The following is a 14,382-nucleotide window of genomic DNA, read 5'->3' as shown; positions in this document are numbered from 1 at the left end:
TTAGCCTCTCAGCGCGGCGGCGTCGCGGGCGCGTTGTTCGATCTGGTCCCAGTTCCCGGCGCCGATGTCGGCATCGCTTGCCAGCCAGCTTCCGCCGCAGCAGATGACATTGGGCAGCGCCAGATAATCGCCCGCATTTTTGGGCGAGATACCGCCCGTCGGGCAAAAGCTGACCTGTGGCAGCGGCCCGCCCAGGGATTTCAGCGCCGGCGCGCCGCCGATGGCTTCGGCGGGAAAGAATTTCAGCATGTCGTAACCGGCCTCCATCGCGCGCATCACCTCGGACGCGGTGGCGGTGCCGGGCAGCAGCGGCAGGCCGATGTCGGTGCAGGCGTCGATCAGCCGGTCGGTCAGGCCGGGCGATACGGCAAAGCTGGCCCCTGCGTCTTTCGCCCGTTTTGCATCATCGGGCGTCAGCACGGTGCCCGCGCCGACATAGCCGCCCTGAACCGCCGCCATGGCGCGGATCGCATCCAGCGCGGCATCAGATCTCAGCGTCACTTCGAGCACGGGGGTGCCGCCTGCGACCAGCGCACGGGCCAGACCTTCGGCGCGGGCGGCGTCGCGGATGACGATCACCGGGATCACCGGCGCGATCTGGCACAGGGCGCGGGATTTCCGCGACTGTTCTTGTGGGGTCATGATGCCACCTTTTCCTTGCGTCGCGGGCAGGGTAACGCAGGCGGCGAAAGGTGCAAGGGTGCGCGATGTCGTTTTGTGGCGGTGTTTTGACGCAAACGCGCGGGTTGGGGCAGGGCGCGCGGCCTATGGATCAGGCAGCAGACAGGGAGACCGCAGATGAGCGATGAGGGTGAACGCCGGTCACGGCGCGGTGGCGGCGGCGCGGCGCGGCGGGCAGAACGCACCGCAACACGCACGGAATTCGCGCGCTTTATCAGCCGCAATATCCCCAACCTTGAAATCCTGAACGCCGAGGCGATCGAGATCATCGAGGCCAATGCCGATACCGTCTTGCAGGAAATCGGCGTGAACTTTCCTGAACAGCCCGAGGCGCTGGAACGCTGGCGGCAGGCCGGGGCCGATGTGCAGGGCGAACGGGTGCGCATTCCGCGCGGTCTGGCGCGGCAGTTGTGCGCCACCGCGCCGCGCGCCTTTACCCAGCACGCCCGCAACCCGGAACGGAACGTCGAGATCGGCGGGCGCAATCTGGTGCTGGCCCCGGTCTATGGCCCGCCCTTCGTGCGCGATCAGGCGGGCGGGCGGCGTTACGCCACCATCGCCGATTTCCGCAATTTCGTGAAGCTGGGGCAGATGTCGAAATGGCTGCACCATTCCGGCGGCACCGTCTGCGAACCGACCGATGTGGCGGTGAACAAGCGGCATCTGGACATGCTGCACGCGCATATGACGCTTTCGGACAAGCCCTTCATGGGGTCGGTCACGCTGCCTGAACGGGCGGCGGATTCGGTGGAAATGTCCAGGCTGCTGTTCGGGTCGGATTTCGTCGATCAGAACACGGTGATGACCAGCCTTATCAACATCAACAGCCCGCTGACGTTCGATTCGGTGATGATGGGCGCGCTGGAGGTGTATGCCAAGGCCAATCAGGCCGCGATCATCAGCCCCTTTATCGTCGGCGGTGCGATGGCCCCGGTGACGGTGGCGGGCACGCTGACACAGGTTCTGGCCGAGGTGCTGGCGGGCGTCGCCTATTCGCAGTTGGTCCGCCCCGGCGCGCCGGTGATCTTTGGCGCTTTCGTGACCAGCATCGACATGAATTCGGGCGCGCCCACCTTTGGCACGCCCGAGGCGGCGCAGATCACCCTTGGCGCGGGGCAGTTGGCGCGGCGGCTGGGGCTGCCGTATCGCAGCGCCGGGTCGTTCTGCGGGTCCAAGCTGCCCGACGCGCAGGCCGCCTATGAGACGGCGAACACGCTGAATATCGGTCTGCTGGCGGGGGTGAACTTTATGCTGCATTCGTGCGGCTGGCTGGAAGGCGGGCTGGTGTCGTCTTATGAAAAATTCGTCATGGACGCCGATCAGCTGGGCATCCTGCACCGCCTGGCCGCCGGCATCGACATGTCGGACAACGGGCAGGGCATGGACGCCATCCGCGAGGTCGGGCCGGGCGGGCATTACCTTGGCTGCGGTCACACCCAGGCGAATTACAAGGACGCCTTCTGGCGCACCGGCGTTCTGGATTACAAGCCGTTCGAGACCTGGGAAGAAGAAGGCGCGCGCGACACCGCCACGCTGGCCGCGGCCAAGGTGCAGCGGATGCTGGGCGAATATCAGGCCCCCGATCTGGATGCCGGGATCGCTGAATCGCTGGCGGATTATGTGGCGCGGAAAAAGGCGGCGGAACCCGACGCCTTTATGTGAGGTCGCGCCCGAAGGCCGGGGGCGCTTCGCCCCCCGGACCCCCCGAGGATATTTATCGGACCAAAGATGGCCCTTGTCATCGGTGCGTTTGACGTGTAAGGCGCGACCACTTCACAGGTAAGGGCGGGCCGCAGCGGGGAGACATCCCGTTATGGTCCACCGGTTGGGGCATCTGTCCTGAATCCCTTGCCAAGGCGCAAACCGGAAAGGACATGGACATGGCGCTTCCTGATTTCTCCATGCGTCAGCTGCTTGAAGCTGGCGTTCACTATGGTCACCAGACCCAGCGGTGGAATCCGCGTATGGGTCAGTATATCTATGGCGACCGCAACGGTATCCATATTCTGGACCTGACGCAGACCGTTCCGATGCTGGATCAGGCGCTGAAGGTCATCCGCGACACCGTGGCCAAGGGTGGCCGCGTGCTGTTCGTCGGCACCAAGCGTCAGGCCTCGAAGGCCGTGGCCGATGCCGCCGAAAAATCGGCGCAGTTCTATATGAACCACCGCTGGCTGGGTGGCACGCTGACCAACTGGAAAACCGTGTCGCAGTCGATCAACCGCCTGAAGGCCATCGACGAGACGATGGAACAGGGCGCCGAGGGGCTGACCAAGAAAGAGCGTCTGGGTCTTGAGCGGGAACAGGCCAAGCTGCAAGCCTCGCTGGGTGGTATCCGCGATATGGGCGGCCTGCCGGACCTGCTGTTCGTCATCGACGTGAACAAGGAAGATCTGGCCATTCTGGAAGCCCGCAAGCTGGGCATCCCGGTTGTGGCCGTGGTCGATACCAACTGTTCGCCCGATGGCGTGGATTACATCATCCCCGGCAACGATGACGCTGCCCGCGCCATTGCGCTGTATTGCGATCTGGCTGCCCGCGCGGCGCTGGACGGCATGTCGGCGCAGATGGGTGCCGCTGGCGTCGATCTGGGCGCGCTGGCCGAAGCCCCGGTCGAAGAGCTGGACGACGCTGCCGAGGCGGAAGCCGAGACCGCCGAAGCCTGATCCGGCCCGGTGCCCGCATCGTTACCGAATTGTCATCAGGCGGGGATAAGCCCCGCCTGACGCTTTGATCCGAAGGAGAAAACCGATGGCTATCACCGCTGCGATGGTGAAGGAACTGCGCGAAACGACCGGCGCAGGGATGATGGACGCCAAAAAGGCGCTGACCGAAACCGATGGCGACATGGAAGCCGCTGTTGACTGGCTGCGCACCAAGGGTCTGGCCAAGGCCGCCAAGAAATCGGGCCGCATCGCCGCCGAAGGTCTGGTGGCTGTCGCCGTTGCCAATGGCAAGGGTGTCGCGGTCGAGGTGAACTCGGAAACCGACTTCGTTGCCAAGAACGAAGAATTCCAGAACATGGTCCGCGCCATCGCGCAGGCCGCGCTGTCGGTGGATACGGTCGAGGAACTGGCCAATGCTCCGGTTGACGGCAAGCCGGTCAGCGAAGTGCTGACCGACGCCATCGCCAAGATCGGCGAAAACATGACCCTGCGCCGCATGGTCAAGGTCGAGGCGCCGCTGGTTGTGTCTTACGTCCACAACGCCGCTGCTGATGGCATGGGCAAGATCGGCGTTCTGGTTGGTCTGGACGGCGGCGACGAGGCCCTTGGCCGTCAGATCGCCATGCACGTTGCCGCGACCTCGCCCGCCTCGCTGGGTGAGGCCGATCTGGACCCGGCGCTGGTCGAGCGTGAAAAGCAGGTTCTGACCGAACAGGCCCGCGAATCGGGCAAGCCCGATGCCGTGATCGAAAAGATGATCGTCGGCCGGATGGCGAAGTTCTTTGAAGAAGTAACCCTGCTGGGCCAGAAATTTGTCATCAACCCCGATGTGACGGTCGAGCAGGCCGCCAAGGATGCGGGTGCGACCATCGTCGGCTTTGCCCGCGTGGCCGTTGGCGAAGGCATCGAGAAAAAAGAAGAAGACTTTGCCGCCGAGGTCGCCAAGACCCTGAGCGGGAACTGATCCTTCCCCCTTTGCGCTGATGCGAACGCCGGTCCTGTTCGGGACCGGCGTTTTTGTTATGTGCGGACGCTTGCGCCCGGCGGCGGAATCGGCTTGCTATGACCGATCTTCAGGAGGTGCGGCATGGCGGATGTTCTGATCGCGGGCGGGGCGGTGATGGGTGCCTCTTGCGCCTATTGGTTAACGCGGATGTCGCCGGGCCTGCGGGTGGTGGTGGTGGAACCCGACCCCAGCTATCAGTTCAGTTCGACCGCGCTGTCGGTGGCCTCGATCCGGTCGCAGTTCACCAATCCGGTGAATGTGCAGATCAGCCGCTTTGGCATTGATTTCATCCGCGATTTTGTCGGGAACACCGGGCCTGCGGGTGGGGTGCCCGATCTGGGGCTGCGCGAAAACGGCTATCTGTTTCTGACCGGAACTGATGCGGGTGCGGCGCAGTTGGCTGAACTGGCCGAGATGCAGCGCGGCCTTGGGGCCGGGACCGAGGTCTGGGATGCCGCCACGCTGGCCCGGCGCTATCCGTGGATGAACAGCGATGATGTGGTGGCGGCCAGTTTCGGCCCCCGTGACGAGGGCTGGTTCGACAATATGGGCCTGCTGTCGGGGCTGCGGAATGCGGCGCGGGCGGCGGGGGCGCGCTTCGTCACCGGGCGGGTGGTGCGGTTTGAAGCCGACGGCGATCGGGTTACGGCGGCGATGCTGGAAGATGGTCAACGGTTCGAGGCCAGCCATTTCGTCAATGCCGCCGGCACCCGCTGCGATGCGCTGATGGATGGGCTGCCGCTGCGTTTGCCGGTCGAGCCGCGCAAGCGCACGGTTTTCGTTGTCGATGCCCCCGATGCACGGCACCCCGATGCGCCGCTGTTCATCGACCATTCGGGCATCTATGCCCGGCCGGAACACGGCTGCTGGATCGCGGCGACCGTTCCCGCCGATGACGGGCCATGCGACCCCGATGATTTCGAGCCGCGCCATGATCTGTTCGAAGATGAGGTCTGGCCCGCGCTGTATCACCGCGCCGAGGGCTTTGCCGCAGCCAGGGTGGTGCGCTGGTGGGTGGGGCATTATGCCTATAACACACTGGATCAGAACGCGATTTTGGGGCGTAATCCGCTGGTGCCGAACCTGTATCACGCCAATGGCTTTTCCGGGCACGGGCTTCAGCAGGCCCCGGCGGTCGGGCGCGGGATTGCCGAACAGATCCTGCATGGCGACTGGCAGACGCTGGACCTTTCGCCGCTTGGGGTGCAAAGGGTGATCGACCGCCAACCATTCGCCGAAGCTCATATCGTCTGACATGCCGTTCACCATCGCCATCGACGGGCCTGCCGCATCGGGCAAGGGCACCATCGCCCGCGCTCTTGCCGCCCATTTCGGGTTTCATCATCTGGATACCGGGCTGCTGTATCGCGCCGTCGGGGCCAAGGGCGGTGATCCGGTTGCGGCGGCGCAGGGGCTGAGCGCCGATGATCTGGCGCGCGGTGATCTGCGGTCTGCGGCGGCGGGTCAGGCCGCCAGCCGCGTGGCCGCCATTGCCGAGGTGCGCGGGGCGCTGACCGATTTCCAGCGCCGCTTTGCCGCGCAGGAACCGGGGGCGGTGCTGGACGGGCGCGACATCGGCACGGTGATTTGCCCTGATGCGGCGGTCAAGCTGTATGTGGTGGCTGACGACCGTGTGCGCGCGGCGCGGCGTGCGGCGGAACTGGGTGCGGATGTGGACCGGATGCTGGCCGAATTGCGCGAACGCGACGCCCGCGACGCGGGCCGCGCCGCCGCGCCGCTGAAGCCGGCGGCAGATGCGTTGGTGCTGGACACCACTGCGATGGATATTGACGCCGCCGTGGCCGAGGCGGTGCGGATCGTCAGGGCCGCTTTGGGTTGAGCGGTTGCAGCGGGGGCTTCGCGCCCCCGCACCCCCGCGGGATATTTATCAACGAAAGACGGGTTTGGGCCGGGGTTGTTAACCTTTCTTTAAGCCGGGTTGCGTTAACCATTACCGTAAAAAGGATTTGCGGATGGTTGCCATCGCCTATTCCGTCGCCTTCGAAGGGGTCGAGGCGCGTCTGGTCGAGGTTCAGTGTTCGGTCGCACCGGGGATGCCCGGTTTTGCCATTGTCGGCCTGCCCGACAAGGCCGTCAGCGAAGCGCGCGAGCGGGTTCGCGCCGCTTTTGGTGCGCTGTCGGTGGCGCTGCCGAACAAGCGGGTGACGGTGAATCTGTCGCCTGCCGATCTGCCCAAGGAAGGGTCGCATTTCGATTTGCCGATTGCCCTGGCGGTTCTGGCGGCGCTTGAGGTTATTCCGGCGGATGAGCTGGCGCGCTGTGTCTGTTTGGGCGAGTTGGCGCTGGACGGGCGGCTGGTGGCGGTTGCCGGGGCCTTGCCCGCCGCCATGGCCGCCGCCGAGGATGACCGGGCGCTGATCTGCCCCCGCCCCTGTGGGGCCGAAGCGGCATGGGTCGGATCGGTTCCGGTTCTGGCGCCGGTGACGCTGCGCGAGGCGGTGGATCATCTGACCGACCGCAGCCCCCTGGCGCGCGCGCAGCCGGGAGTGATCGCGGATCGTCCCGTCGGCACCTGTCTGTCGCATGTCAAAGGGCAGGAGCGGGCCAAGCGCGCGTTGGAAATCGCCGCCGCAGGTCGCCATCATCTGCTGATGGTCGGGCCGCCGGGTGCCGGGAAATCCATGCTGGCGGCCTGTTTGCCGGGGTTGTTGCCGCCGTTGGACCCTGCCGGGGCGTTGGAAACCTCGATGATCCATTCGCTGGCGGGGGTGCTGGAGGAGGGCGGGATCTCGCGCCGTCCGCCTCTGCGCGAGCCGCATCATACTGCCTCGATGGCGGCGATTGTCGGTGGCGGGCGCGGGGCAAAGCCGGGCGAGATCAGCCTGGCGCATAATGGCGTGTTGTTTCTGGATGAATTTCCCGAATTCGCCCGTCCGGTGCTGGAAACGCTGCGCCAGCCGATCGAGACCGGCGAGGTGGTGGTGGCGCGGGCCAATGCGCATATCCGCTATCCTTGCCGGTTTCTGCTGGTGGCGGCGGCGAACCCTTGTCGTTGCGGCTATCTGGCCGATGCGGCGCGGGCCTGTAACCGGGCGCCGGTTTGCGGGGGGGATTATCTGGGGCGCATTTCGGGGCCGCTGATGGATCGCTTCGATCTGCGCATCGAGGTGCCCGCGGTCAGTTTTCTGGATCTGGAGCTGCCCTCGGGCGGCGAGACCTCGGCCATGGTGGCCGAACGGGTGGCGGCGGCGCGTGCGGTGCAGGCGCGGCGATTCGCGGGCGATCCGCGCATCCGCACCAATGCCGAAGCGGGCAGCGCCATTCTGGACGAGATCGCGCAGCCCGATCAGCAGGGGCGCGATCTGATCGTGAAGGCATCGGAAAAGCTGGGGCTGACGGCGCGCGGCTATCACCGCATCCTGCGGGCGGCGCGCACGATTGCCGATCTGGACGGGTCCGAGGCGGTGCGTGTCAACCATCTGGCCGAGGCGATCAGCTATCGCTTGCCCTTTGTGGCGGGGGGCTGATTGCGCGATGGCGGTTTTGGCCGCCGGTTCGCGATGCCCGTTATCTGTGGGCAGGGTTGGTGTGTGCCGCCGGGGCTGTGGCTGTTTCCGGCGGCGATTGTGTCGGGTTCAGGCTGCGGCAAGGCGGCGTTCGATTGCCTGCCAGATCAGCGCCGAAGCATTGGTGCCGTCGAATCGTTCCAGTTCCTGCAAGCCGGTGGGCGAGGTGACGTTGATTTCGGTCAGCCAGCCGTCGATCACGTCGATGCCGGTGAAGATCAGCCCCTTTTCGCGCAGCACCGGGCCGATGCGGGCGCAGATTTCGCGTTCGCGTTCGGTCAGGCCGACCTTTTCGGCGCGGCCGCCGACATGCATGTTCGACCGCGCCTCGCCCTTTTGCGGCACGCGGTTGATGGCGCCTACGGGTTCGCCATCGACAAGGATGATCCGCTTGTCGCCCTTGACCACGGCGGGCAGGTATTTCTGGGCGATCATCGGCTCGCGGTTGATGCCGGCAAAGGTTTCCAGCAGCGCGGCAAGGTTCGGGTCTTCGGGGCGCAGGTGAAACACCCCGGCACCGCCATTACCGTAAAGCGGCTTTACGATGATGTCGCCGTGGCGGTCGCGGAACCGGCGGATGGCGGCGGGGTCGCGGGCGATCATGGTGGGGGGTGTCAGGTCGGGGAAATCCAGCACCATCAGCTTTTCGGGGCAGTTGCGGACCCAGAACGGATCGTTCACCACCAGCACCTGTTCGCGCACCCGGTCCAGCAGATGGGTCGAGGTGACATAGGCCATGTCAAAGGGCGGGTCTTGCCGCAGCCAGACCACATCGAATTCGGTCAGATCCACCTCGGCCCAATCGCCGAAAAGGGCGTGATTGCCCTGTTCGCGCTGCAAGGTGACGGGGCGGCCCTGCGCCAGAACGCGGCCCTGATCGTAGATCAGCCGGTCGACGGTATATTGAAACAACCGGTGCCCGCGTTCCTGTGCCTCAAGCCCGATGCGGAAGGTGCTGTCCGCGTGGATCGAGACATGCTCGACCGGGTCCATTTGCAGGGCGACGTAAAGGCTCATACCATCCTCCGGGGTTTGGGGCGGTTGTCGCGCGGGGCGACGCCCGATGCAAGTCACCCCTTGGCATCAGTTCTCGCCAAAGGCGTTTTCGATCACGTCGATGCGCCCGGTTTCATCGACCAGCGCCACGTCAAACCGCATTTCGGTCAGCGAACCCAAGGGCAGCGTGCCACAATATTCCAGTGCAGCGCCGCAGATGCGATCCATCTGGCGGCGGTCCAGACGCAGGGCAGCCAGTTCGTGAGTGCGCGATTTCTTGACCTCGACAAAGATCACGCAGTCATCCTGCTGCACGATCAGGTCGATTTCACCCGCACGCCCCCGCCAGCGGCGTGCCAGCAGATCGGCCCCTGCCGCCTGATAACGGGCGGCAACGCTGTCTTCGGCCATGGCACCGGACAGGCAGGCCAGGGCACCGCGCCGCGACCGTGTGGCCGCCGGGCCGGTGCCGTGAACGTCGCGCAGATGAATCGTCATTCCCCATTCCTTTCGATCGACAGCGCGATCTGATAGACATCGCGCCGCGGCATATTCAGTTCTTCGGCCACCTCGCGGGCGGCGTCCTTGACCGACATCCGGTCCAGACGCGCCAGCAGGGCGGCCTGTATGTCATCATCGCCCGCGATCACCGGGGCAGGCCGGTCCAGCACCAGCACGATTTCCCCGCGCAACCCTTCGTCGGGGATCATTTGCACCAGTTCCGTGACGGTGCCATGCATCACCTGTTCGAATTTCTTGGTCAGTTCCCTGCAAATCACCATAACCCGATCCGGTTCAGATTCGCACAAAATTCCCAATGTTTCCTTAACGCGCCTCGGGCTTTCGAACAGGATGATGGTGGCATCGACGCCCGCCCATCTGGACAGCCAGTCGCGGCGGGCACCTTTGGCGGTGGGGGGGAAGCCCGCGAACAGAAAGCGGTCTGATGGCAGCGCCGATACGGTCAGCGCCGCCAGTGCTGCGGATGCGCCGGGGACGGCGTGGACGCGGTGTCCGGCCCCGGTCGCGTCGCGGCCAAGGCGATAGCCCGGATCGGCCACCAGCGGCGTTCCCGCGTCCGAGGCATAGGCGACCGACAGACCTTCGGCCAGCGCGGACAGGATCGCCGGGCGCTGCCGGTCGGCGTTGTGGTCGTGATAGGCGACAATCCGCCGCCCGCGCAGCGGTACGCCGTGGATGTCCATCAGATGGCGCAGCACGCGCGTATCTTCGGCGGCCAGCAGATCGGCGCTGTTCAGCACGTCCAGCGCCCGCAGGGTGATGTCGCGCGCAGCACCAATGGGGGTCGAGACCAGATAAAGCCCCGGTTCCAGCCGGGGGGCCTCGATTCGTGCGCTCAGCGGCGTGGCGGCGGGGCTGAGATCGTCGCTCATGGCGGGTGTCCTGTTTTATAGGCGCGTTGCCTTGGCGGGCGTATCGCAATAGGTTGCATCGGGTAACACCCAATTCCAAGTCACCGACATACAGGGAAATCAGCGCGATGACAGCCATTGCCCCCCACCGCGCCGCGTCACGCCTGCGCGGGATCGTTCTGCGCGGTGCCGCCGTGCTTTCAGCCTTTGTCCTTGCGGCCTGCGAGCCGGGGGCAGGGGCGCTGACCGGCCCCTCTACCGGCCAGATGATCGACCCGCGCCAGCCGGTGCCGGTTGCCCTGCTGGTGCCGGGCGGGTCGGGCAATGCCGATCTGAACTGGCTGTCGCGCAGCCTGACCAACTCGGCCCGGCTGGCGGCCAGCGATGCGCAGGGCGCCATCATCGACCTGCGGGTCTATGAAACCAATGGCGACAATCCCGCCACTGCCGTCGCCCGCGCGAACGAGGCCGTGGATGCCGGGGCCAAGGTCATCATCGGCCCGCTGTTTGCCGAATCCGCCAATGCGGTCGGCAATGCGATGCAGGGCCGCGATGTGAATGTGCTGAGCTTTTCCAACAATGCCGACATCGCGGGTGGCAACGTCTTTGTGCTGGGCAATACCTTTGCCAATGTGGCCGACCGGCTGGTCGGCTATGGCGTGCGCCAGAACAAGCGCCGGGTGCTGATGGTTGCCGAAAACGACGTGGCCGGGCGCGTCGGTGCCCATGCCATCGAACGCGCGGTGGCCCGCAATGGCGCAACGCTGGCCGGGCGGGTGACGCATCCGGTGTCGCAGCAGGGGATCGAGGGCGTGACACCGCAGATCGCGCAGGCCGTGCAATCGGGCCGGGTGGATGCCGTGTTCATGACCGCCAACAATCAGGCGGTGCTGCCCTATCTGACCGAAAAGCTGGCCGCCGCCGGTGTTACCGGGCAGGTGACGCAGTTCATGGGCCTGACCCGCTGGGACGAACCCGCCTCGCGCCTGCGCCTGCCCGCGCTGGAAAACGGCTGGTTTGCGATCCCCGATACCTCGCTGTCGGGGCAGTTCAACAACCGCTATCGCGCCGCGCATGGTGAAAACCCGCATGCCTTGGGCAGTCTGGCCTATGACGGCGTGTCGGCGATTGCGGCACTGGCCCGCGCCGGGCGTCGCGATGCGCTGACCACGCGCGGCCTGACCAGCAGCGCCGGGTTCAGCGGCGTCAACGGCGTGTTCCGCCTGCTGCCCGATGGCAGCAACCGGCGCGCGCTGGCGGTGGCGACGATCCGGGGCGGTCAGGTGGTGATCCTTGAACCGGCACCGCGCGGCTTTGGGCGCTCGGGCTCCTGATCTTGCCCGATCCGGTGCAGCGAAACGATCTTGTGCAAAGCGCGCCGGCATTGCCCGGCGCGCATTCTCTGTTCTCGCCCGAGGAGTTGCTGCCCCGGCTGGACGCGCATCTGGCTGACCTGACCGACCCGCGCGCGCTGCGTGCCGCAACGGTCGGGTTCCTGACCCGGATGCGCGCCGATGCGATGGCGGATATTACGGCGGGCTTCGAGACACACCCCCGCGCGGCGCGGGAAACCGTGCGCGCCATCGCCAGCATGACCGATGGCATCGTCACCGCGGTGCATCACGTTGCCACGCAGCATCTGCATCCGCAGCCCAACCCCTCGGATGCCGAACGGCTGGCGGTGCTGGCGGTCGGCGGCTATGGCCGGGCCGAGATGGCCCCGTCCTCGGACATCGACCTGCTGCTGCTGACCCCCTACAAGGTGACCGGCTGGGCCGAAAGCGTGGTGGAATCCATGCTTTACATGCTGTGGGACATGAAGCTGAAGGTCGGCCATTCGATCCGCACCGTGGATGACTGCCTGCGGCTGGGGCAGGCCGATATGACCATCCGCACCGCCCTGCTGGAACACCGGCTGGTCACGGGCTTTGCCCCCCTGGCCGAGGATCTGCGCGACCGGCTGTGGGCGGATCTGTTCGCCAATACCATCCCCGAATTCGTCGAAGCCAAGCTGAACGAGCGCAAGGACCGCCACGGCCGTCAGGGCGGCCAGCGTTATGTGCTGGAACCCAATGTCAAAGAGGGCAAGGGCGGGCTGCGCGACCTGCAAACGCTGTATTGGATCGCCAAATACATCCACCGCGTGGATCGTGCCGTCGAACTGGTGGACCTTGGCTTTTTCACCCGCGACGAACACAGCGCATTCTGGCAGGCCGAGGATTTCCTGTGGGCCGTGCGCTGTCATCTGCATCTGATCGCCGGGCGGGCGGTGGATGTGCTGTCCTTCGATATGCAGGTCGAGGTGGCGCGGCGCATGGGCTATCACGACGCAGGCGGGCGGCGCGGCGTGGAACATTTCATGCAGGATTATTTCCGCCAGGCCACCAAGGTCGGCGAGCTGACCCGCGTGTTCCTGACCGGGCTGGAATCGCGCCATGTCCGCAAGGCTCCGTTTCTGGGCCGGCTGTTCCGCCGCCGGCGCAAGCTGCACGATGGGTTCAGCGACGATATGGGGCGGCTGACCATCGCCGATGAGGCATCGTTCTTTAACGATCCGGTCAATATCCTGCGCCTGTTCCAGGAGGCATTGCGCACCGGCCTGCTGATCCACCCCGACGCCATGCGCGCGGTGGCGGCGCGGCTGGACCTGATCGACGATCAGGTGCGCAACACGCCCGAGGCGGCGCATATCTTTATCGACCTGCTGCTGAAACACGGCAATCCCGAACGCGCGCTGCGCCGGATGAACGAACTGGGGGTTCTGGCCGCCTTTATCCCCGAATTCGAGCCGGTCGTGGCGATGATGCAGTTCAACATGTATCATCACTTTACCGTCGATGAGCATCTGATCCAATGCGTCGCCGCTCTGGCCGAGATCGAGCGCGGCGAACATCCCGACGATCTGCCGCTGTCCTCTGACATCATGCGGGCGGGTGTGAACCGGCGTGTGCTGTATCTGGCGGTTCTGCTGCATGACATCGGCAAGGGCCGCCCCGAGGATCACTCGATCATCGGTGCCCGGATCGCCCGCCGCATCGTCACCCGTCTGGGGTTAAGCGCCGAAGAGGTGGAAACCGTCGAATGGCTGGTGCGCAACCATCTGCTGATGTCGGATGTGGCGCAGAAACGCGACATCGCCGACCCGCGCACGCTGCGCGATTTTGCCAAGGTGGTGAAAACCCGGCGGCGGCTGGATCTGCTGCTGGTGCTGACGGTCTGCGATATTCGCGGCGTCGGGCCGGGCACATGGAACAACTGGAAGGCCGACCTGCTGCGCCGCCTGCATCAGCAGACCGTCATCGCGCTGGAAAGCGGGCTGGAGGAGCTGAACCGCGACAAGCGCCAGAACGAGGCCAAGCGCGCCCTGCGCCACCTGCTGATCGCCAAAGGCTGGGAACCCAGGGCCATCCGCGCCGAACTGGGGCGGCATTACGACAGCTATTGGCCGGGGCTGCCGACCGAAACGCAGGCGGTGTTCGCCGGGCTGCTGCAAGGGATCGGCGGCGATGAGATCCGCATCGACCTGCACCCCGACCATGATCGCGATGCCACCCGCGCGGCCTTTGTGCTGGCCGACCATCCGGGCATCTTTTCGCGCCTGTGCGGGGCCTTGTCGCTGATGGGGGCGAATATCGTCGATGCGCGCACCTATACCACCAAGGACGGCTTTGCGACCGCCGTGTTCTGGGTGCAGGACACCGAGGGCCGCCCCTTTGCCGAGGAACGCCTGCCGCGCCTGCGCCAGACGATTGACCGCACGCTGAAAGGGGAAATCGTCGCCCGCGACGTGTTCGCCAGCCGCGACAAGGTGAAAAAGCGCGAACGCGAGTTCCGCTTTCCGACCCATATCACCTTCGACAACGAGGGCAGCGACATCTATACCATCATCGAGGTGGACACCCGCGACCGCCCCGGCCTGCTGTTCGATCTGACCCGCACTCTGGCCGCGAACCATATCCAGATCGTCAGCGCGGTGATCGCCACCTTTGGCGCGCAGGTGGTGGACAGTTTCTACGTCAAGGACATGTTCGGGCTGAAACTGCACAGCGCCCCCAAGCGCGAGATGCTGGAACGCAAGCTGCGTCAGGCCATGACCGACGGCGCAAAGCGGGCCGAACAGTGACCCACCCTTT

The 14,382-nt window shown here is 65.6% G+C and carries 12 protein-coding genes; 8 read left to right on the top strand and 4 right to left on the bottom strand.

Going from position 1 to position 14,382, the window contains the following annotated elements:
• Window positions 1-642, bottom strand: coding sequence for a bifunctional 4-hydroxy-2-oxoglutarate aldolase/2-dehydro-3-deoxy-phosphogluconate aldolase (locus Q4G24_RS00595; protein ID WP_303364551.1), 642 nt, complete (start codon window positions 640-642; stop codon window positions 1-3).
• A gap of 156 nt (window positions 643-798) precedes the next feature.
• Between Q4G24_RS00595 and Q4G24_RS00590 the strand changes: the two genes are divergently transcribed.
• The 6 genes from Q4G24_RS00590 to Q4G24_RS00565 all read left to right on the top strand — a co-directional run bounded on the left by Q4G24_RS00590 (window position 799) and on the right by Q4G24_RS00565 (window position 7,841).
• A complete protein-coding gene (locus Q4G24_RS00590) occupies window positions 799-2,343 on the top strand; it encodes a trimethylamine methyltransferase family protein (RefSeq protein WP_303364550.1) in 1,545 nt (514 codons plus the stop codon).
• A gap of 218 nt (window positions 2,344-2,561) precedes the next feature.
• Window positions 2,562-3,347, top strand: coding sequence for a 30S ribosomal protein S2 (gene rpsB / locus Q4G24_RS00585; protein WP_303364549.1), 786 nt, complete (start codon window positions 2,562-2,564; stop codon window positions 3,345-3,347).
• Between the two features lie 85 nt (window positions 3,348-3,432).
• Window positions 3,433-4,311 (top strand): translation elongation factor Ts, encoded by an 879-nt coding sequence (tsf, locus tag Q4G24_RS00580; RefSeq protein ID WP_303364548.1) that lies wholly within the window; start codon window positions 3,433-3,435, stop codon window positions 4,309-4,311.
• Window positions 4,312-4,434: 123 nt separating this feature from the next.
• Window positions 4,435-5,607: an FAD-binding oxidoreductase gene (locus tag Q4G24_RS00575; protein WP_303364547.1), complete on the top strand. Its 1,173-nt coding sequence runs from the start codon at window positions 4,435-4,437 to the stop codon at window positions 5,605-5,607.
• A 1-nt stretch (window position 5,608) separates the two neighbouring features.
• Window positions 5,609-6,193, top strand: a complete 585-nt coding sequence (locus Q4G24_RS00570; protein WP_303364546.1) for a d(CMP) kinase — start codon at window positions 5,609-5,611, stop codon at window positions 6,191-6,193.
• Window positions 6,194-6,326: 133 nt separating this feature from the next.
• Window positions 6,327-7,841 (top strand): YifB family Mg chelatase-like AAA ATPase, encoded by a 1,515-nt coding sequence (locus tag Q4G24_RS00565; protein WP_303364545.1) that lies wholly within the window; start codon window positions 6,327-6,329, stop codon window positions 7,839-7,841.
• A gap of 108 nt (window positions 7,842-7,949) precedes the next feature.
• Here the strand turns inward: Q4G24_RS00565 and gshB are convergent, their stop codons facing one another.
• The 3 genes from gshB to rsmI form a co-directional block, all read right to left on the bottom strand.
• Entirely contained in the window at window positions 7,950-8,897 is a 948-nt protein-coding gene (gshB, locus tag Q4G24_RS00560) for a glutathione synthase (RefSeq protein ID WP_303364544.1), read from the bottom strand.
• 66 nt (window positions 8,898-8,963) lie between these two features.
• Window positions 8,964-9,374, bottom strand: coding sequence for a YraN family protein (locus tag Q4G24_RS00555; RefSeq protein WP_303364543.1), 411 nt, complete (start codon window positions 9,372-9,374; stop codon window positions 8,964-8,966).
• Complete coding sequence (gene rsmI / locus Q4G24_RS00550) at window positions 9,371-10,270, bottom strand: 16S rRNA (cytidine(1402)-2'-O)-methyltransferase (protein WP_303364542.1); 900 nt, start codon at window positions 10,268-10,270, stop codon at window positions 9,371-9,373. The genes Q4G24_RS00555 and rsmI overlap by 4 nt, the downstream gene beginning before the upstream one ends.
• Before the next feature lie 107 nt (window positions 10,271-10,377).
• Here rsmI and Q4G24_RS00545 point away from each other — a divergent pair, with 107 nt between their 5' ends.
• Both Q4G24_RS00545 and Q4G24_RS00540 read left to right on the top strand, forming a co-directional pair.
• The gene (locus Q4G24_RS00545) at window positions 10,378-11,583 is read left to right on the top strand and encodes a penicillin-binding protein activator (RefSeq protein ID WP_303364541.1); all 1,206 of its coding nucleotides are present in this window, start codon (window positions 10,378-10,380) and stop codon (window positions 11,581-11,583) included.
• Window positions 11,584-11,633: 50 nt separating this feature from the next.
• Entirely contained in the window at window positions 11,634-14,372 is a 2,739-nt protein-coding gene (locus Q4G24_RS00540; protein ID WP_303364540.1) for a [protein-PII] uridylyltransferase, read from the top strand.
• The last annotated feature ends 10 nt before the right edge of the window (window positions 14,373-14,382 follow it).

The organism is Paracoccus sp. (in: a-proteobacteria) (assembly GCF_030538695.1).
Classification (GTDB): Bacteria; Pseudomonadota; Alphaproteobacteria; order Rhodobacterales; family Rhodobacteraceae; genus Paracoccus.
The sequence above is the reverse complement of the archived record's forward strand: the minus strand, read 5'-3'. Positions and strand labels throughout refer to the sequence as shown.

Excerpts from the sequence above, each read along its gene's own strand:
- Q4G24_RS00595 (WP_303364551.1), bottom strand. The coding sequence starts at position 642 with ATGACCCCACAAGAACAGTCGCGGAAATCCCGCGCCCTGTGCCAGATC.
- Q4G24_RS00590 (WP_303364550.1), top strand. The coding sequence starts at position 799 with ATGAGCGATGAGGGTGAACGCCGGTCACGGCGCGGTGGCGGCGGCGCG.
- rpsB (WP_303364549.1), top strand. The coding sequence starts at position 2,562 with ATGGCGCTTCCTGATTTCTCCATGCGTCAGCTGCTTGAAGCTGGCGTT.
- tsf (WP_303364548.1), top strand. The coding sequence starts at position 3,433 with ATGGCTATCACCGCTGCGATGGTGAAGGAACTGCGCGAAACGACCGGC.
- Q4G24_RS00575 (WP_303364547.1), top strand. The coding sequence starts at position 4,435 with ATGGCGGATGTTCTGATCGCGGGCGGGGCGGTGATGGGTGCCTCTTGC.
- Q4G24_RS00570 (WP_303364546.1), top strand. The coding sequence starts at position 5,609 with ATGCCGTTCACCATCGCCATCGACGGGCCTGCCGCATCGGGCAAGGGC.
- Q4G24_RS00565 (WP_303364545.1), top strand. The coding sequence starts at position 6,327 with ATGGTTGCCATCGCCTATTCCGTCGCCTTCGAAGGGGTCGAGGCGCGT.
- gshB (WP_303364544.1), bottom strand. The coding sequence starts at position 8,897 with ATGAGCCTTTACGTCGCCCTGCAAATGGACCCGGTCGAGCATGTCTCG.
- Q4G24_RS00555 (WP_303364543.1), bottom strand. The coding sequence starts at position 9,374 with ATGACGATTCATCTGCGCGACGTTCACGGCACCGGCCCGGCGGCCACA.
- rsmI (WP_303364542.1), bottom strand. The coding sequence starts at position 10,270 with ATGAGCGACGATCTCAGCCCCGCCGCCACGCCGCTGAGCGCACGAATC.
- Q4G24_RS00545 (WP_303364541.1), top strand. The coding sequence starts at position 10,378 with ATGACAGCCATTGCCCCCCACCGCGCCGCGTCACGCCTGCGCGGGATC.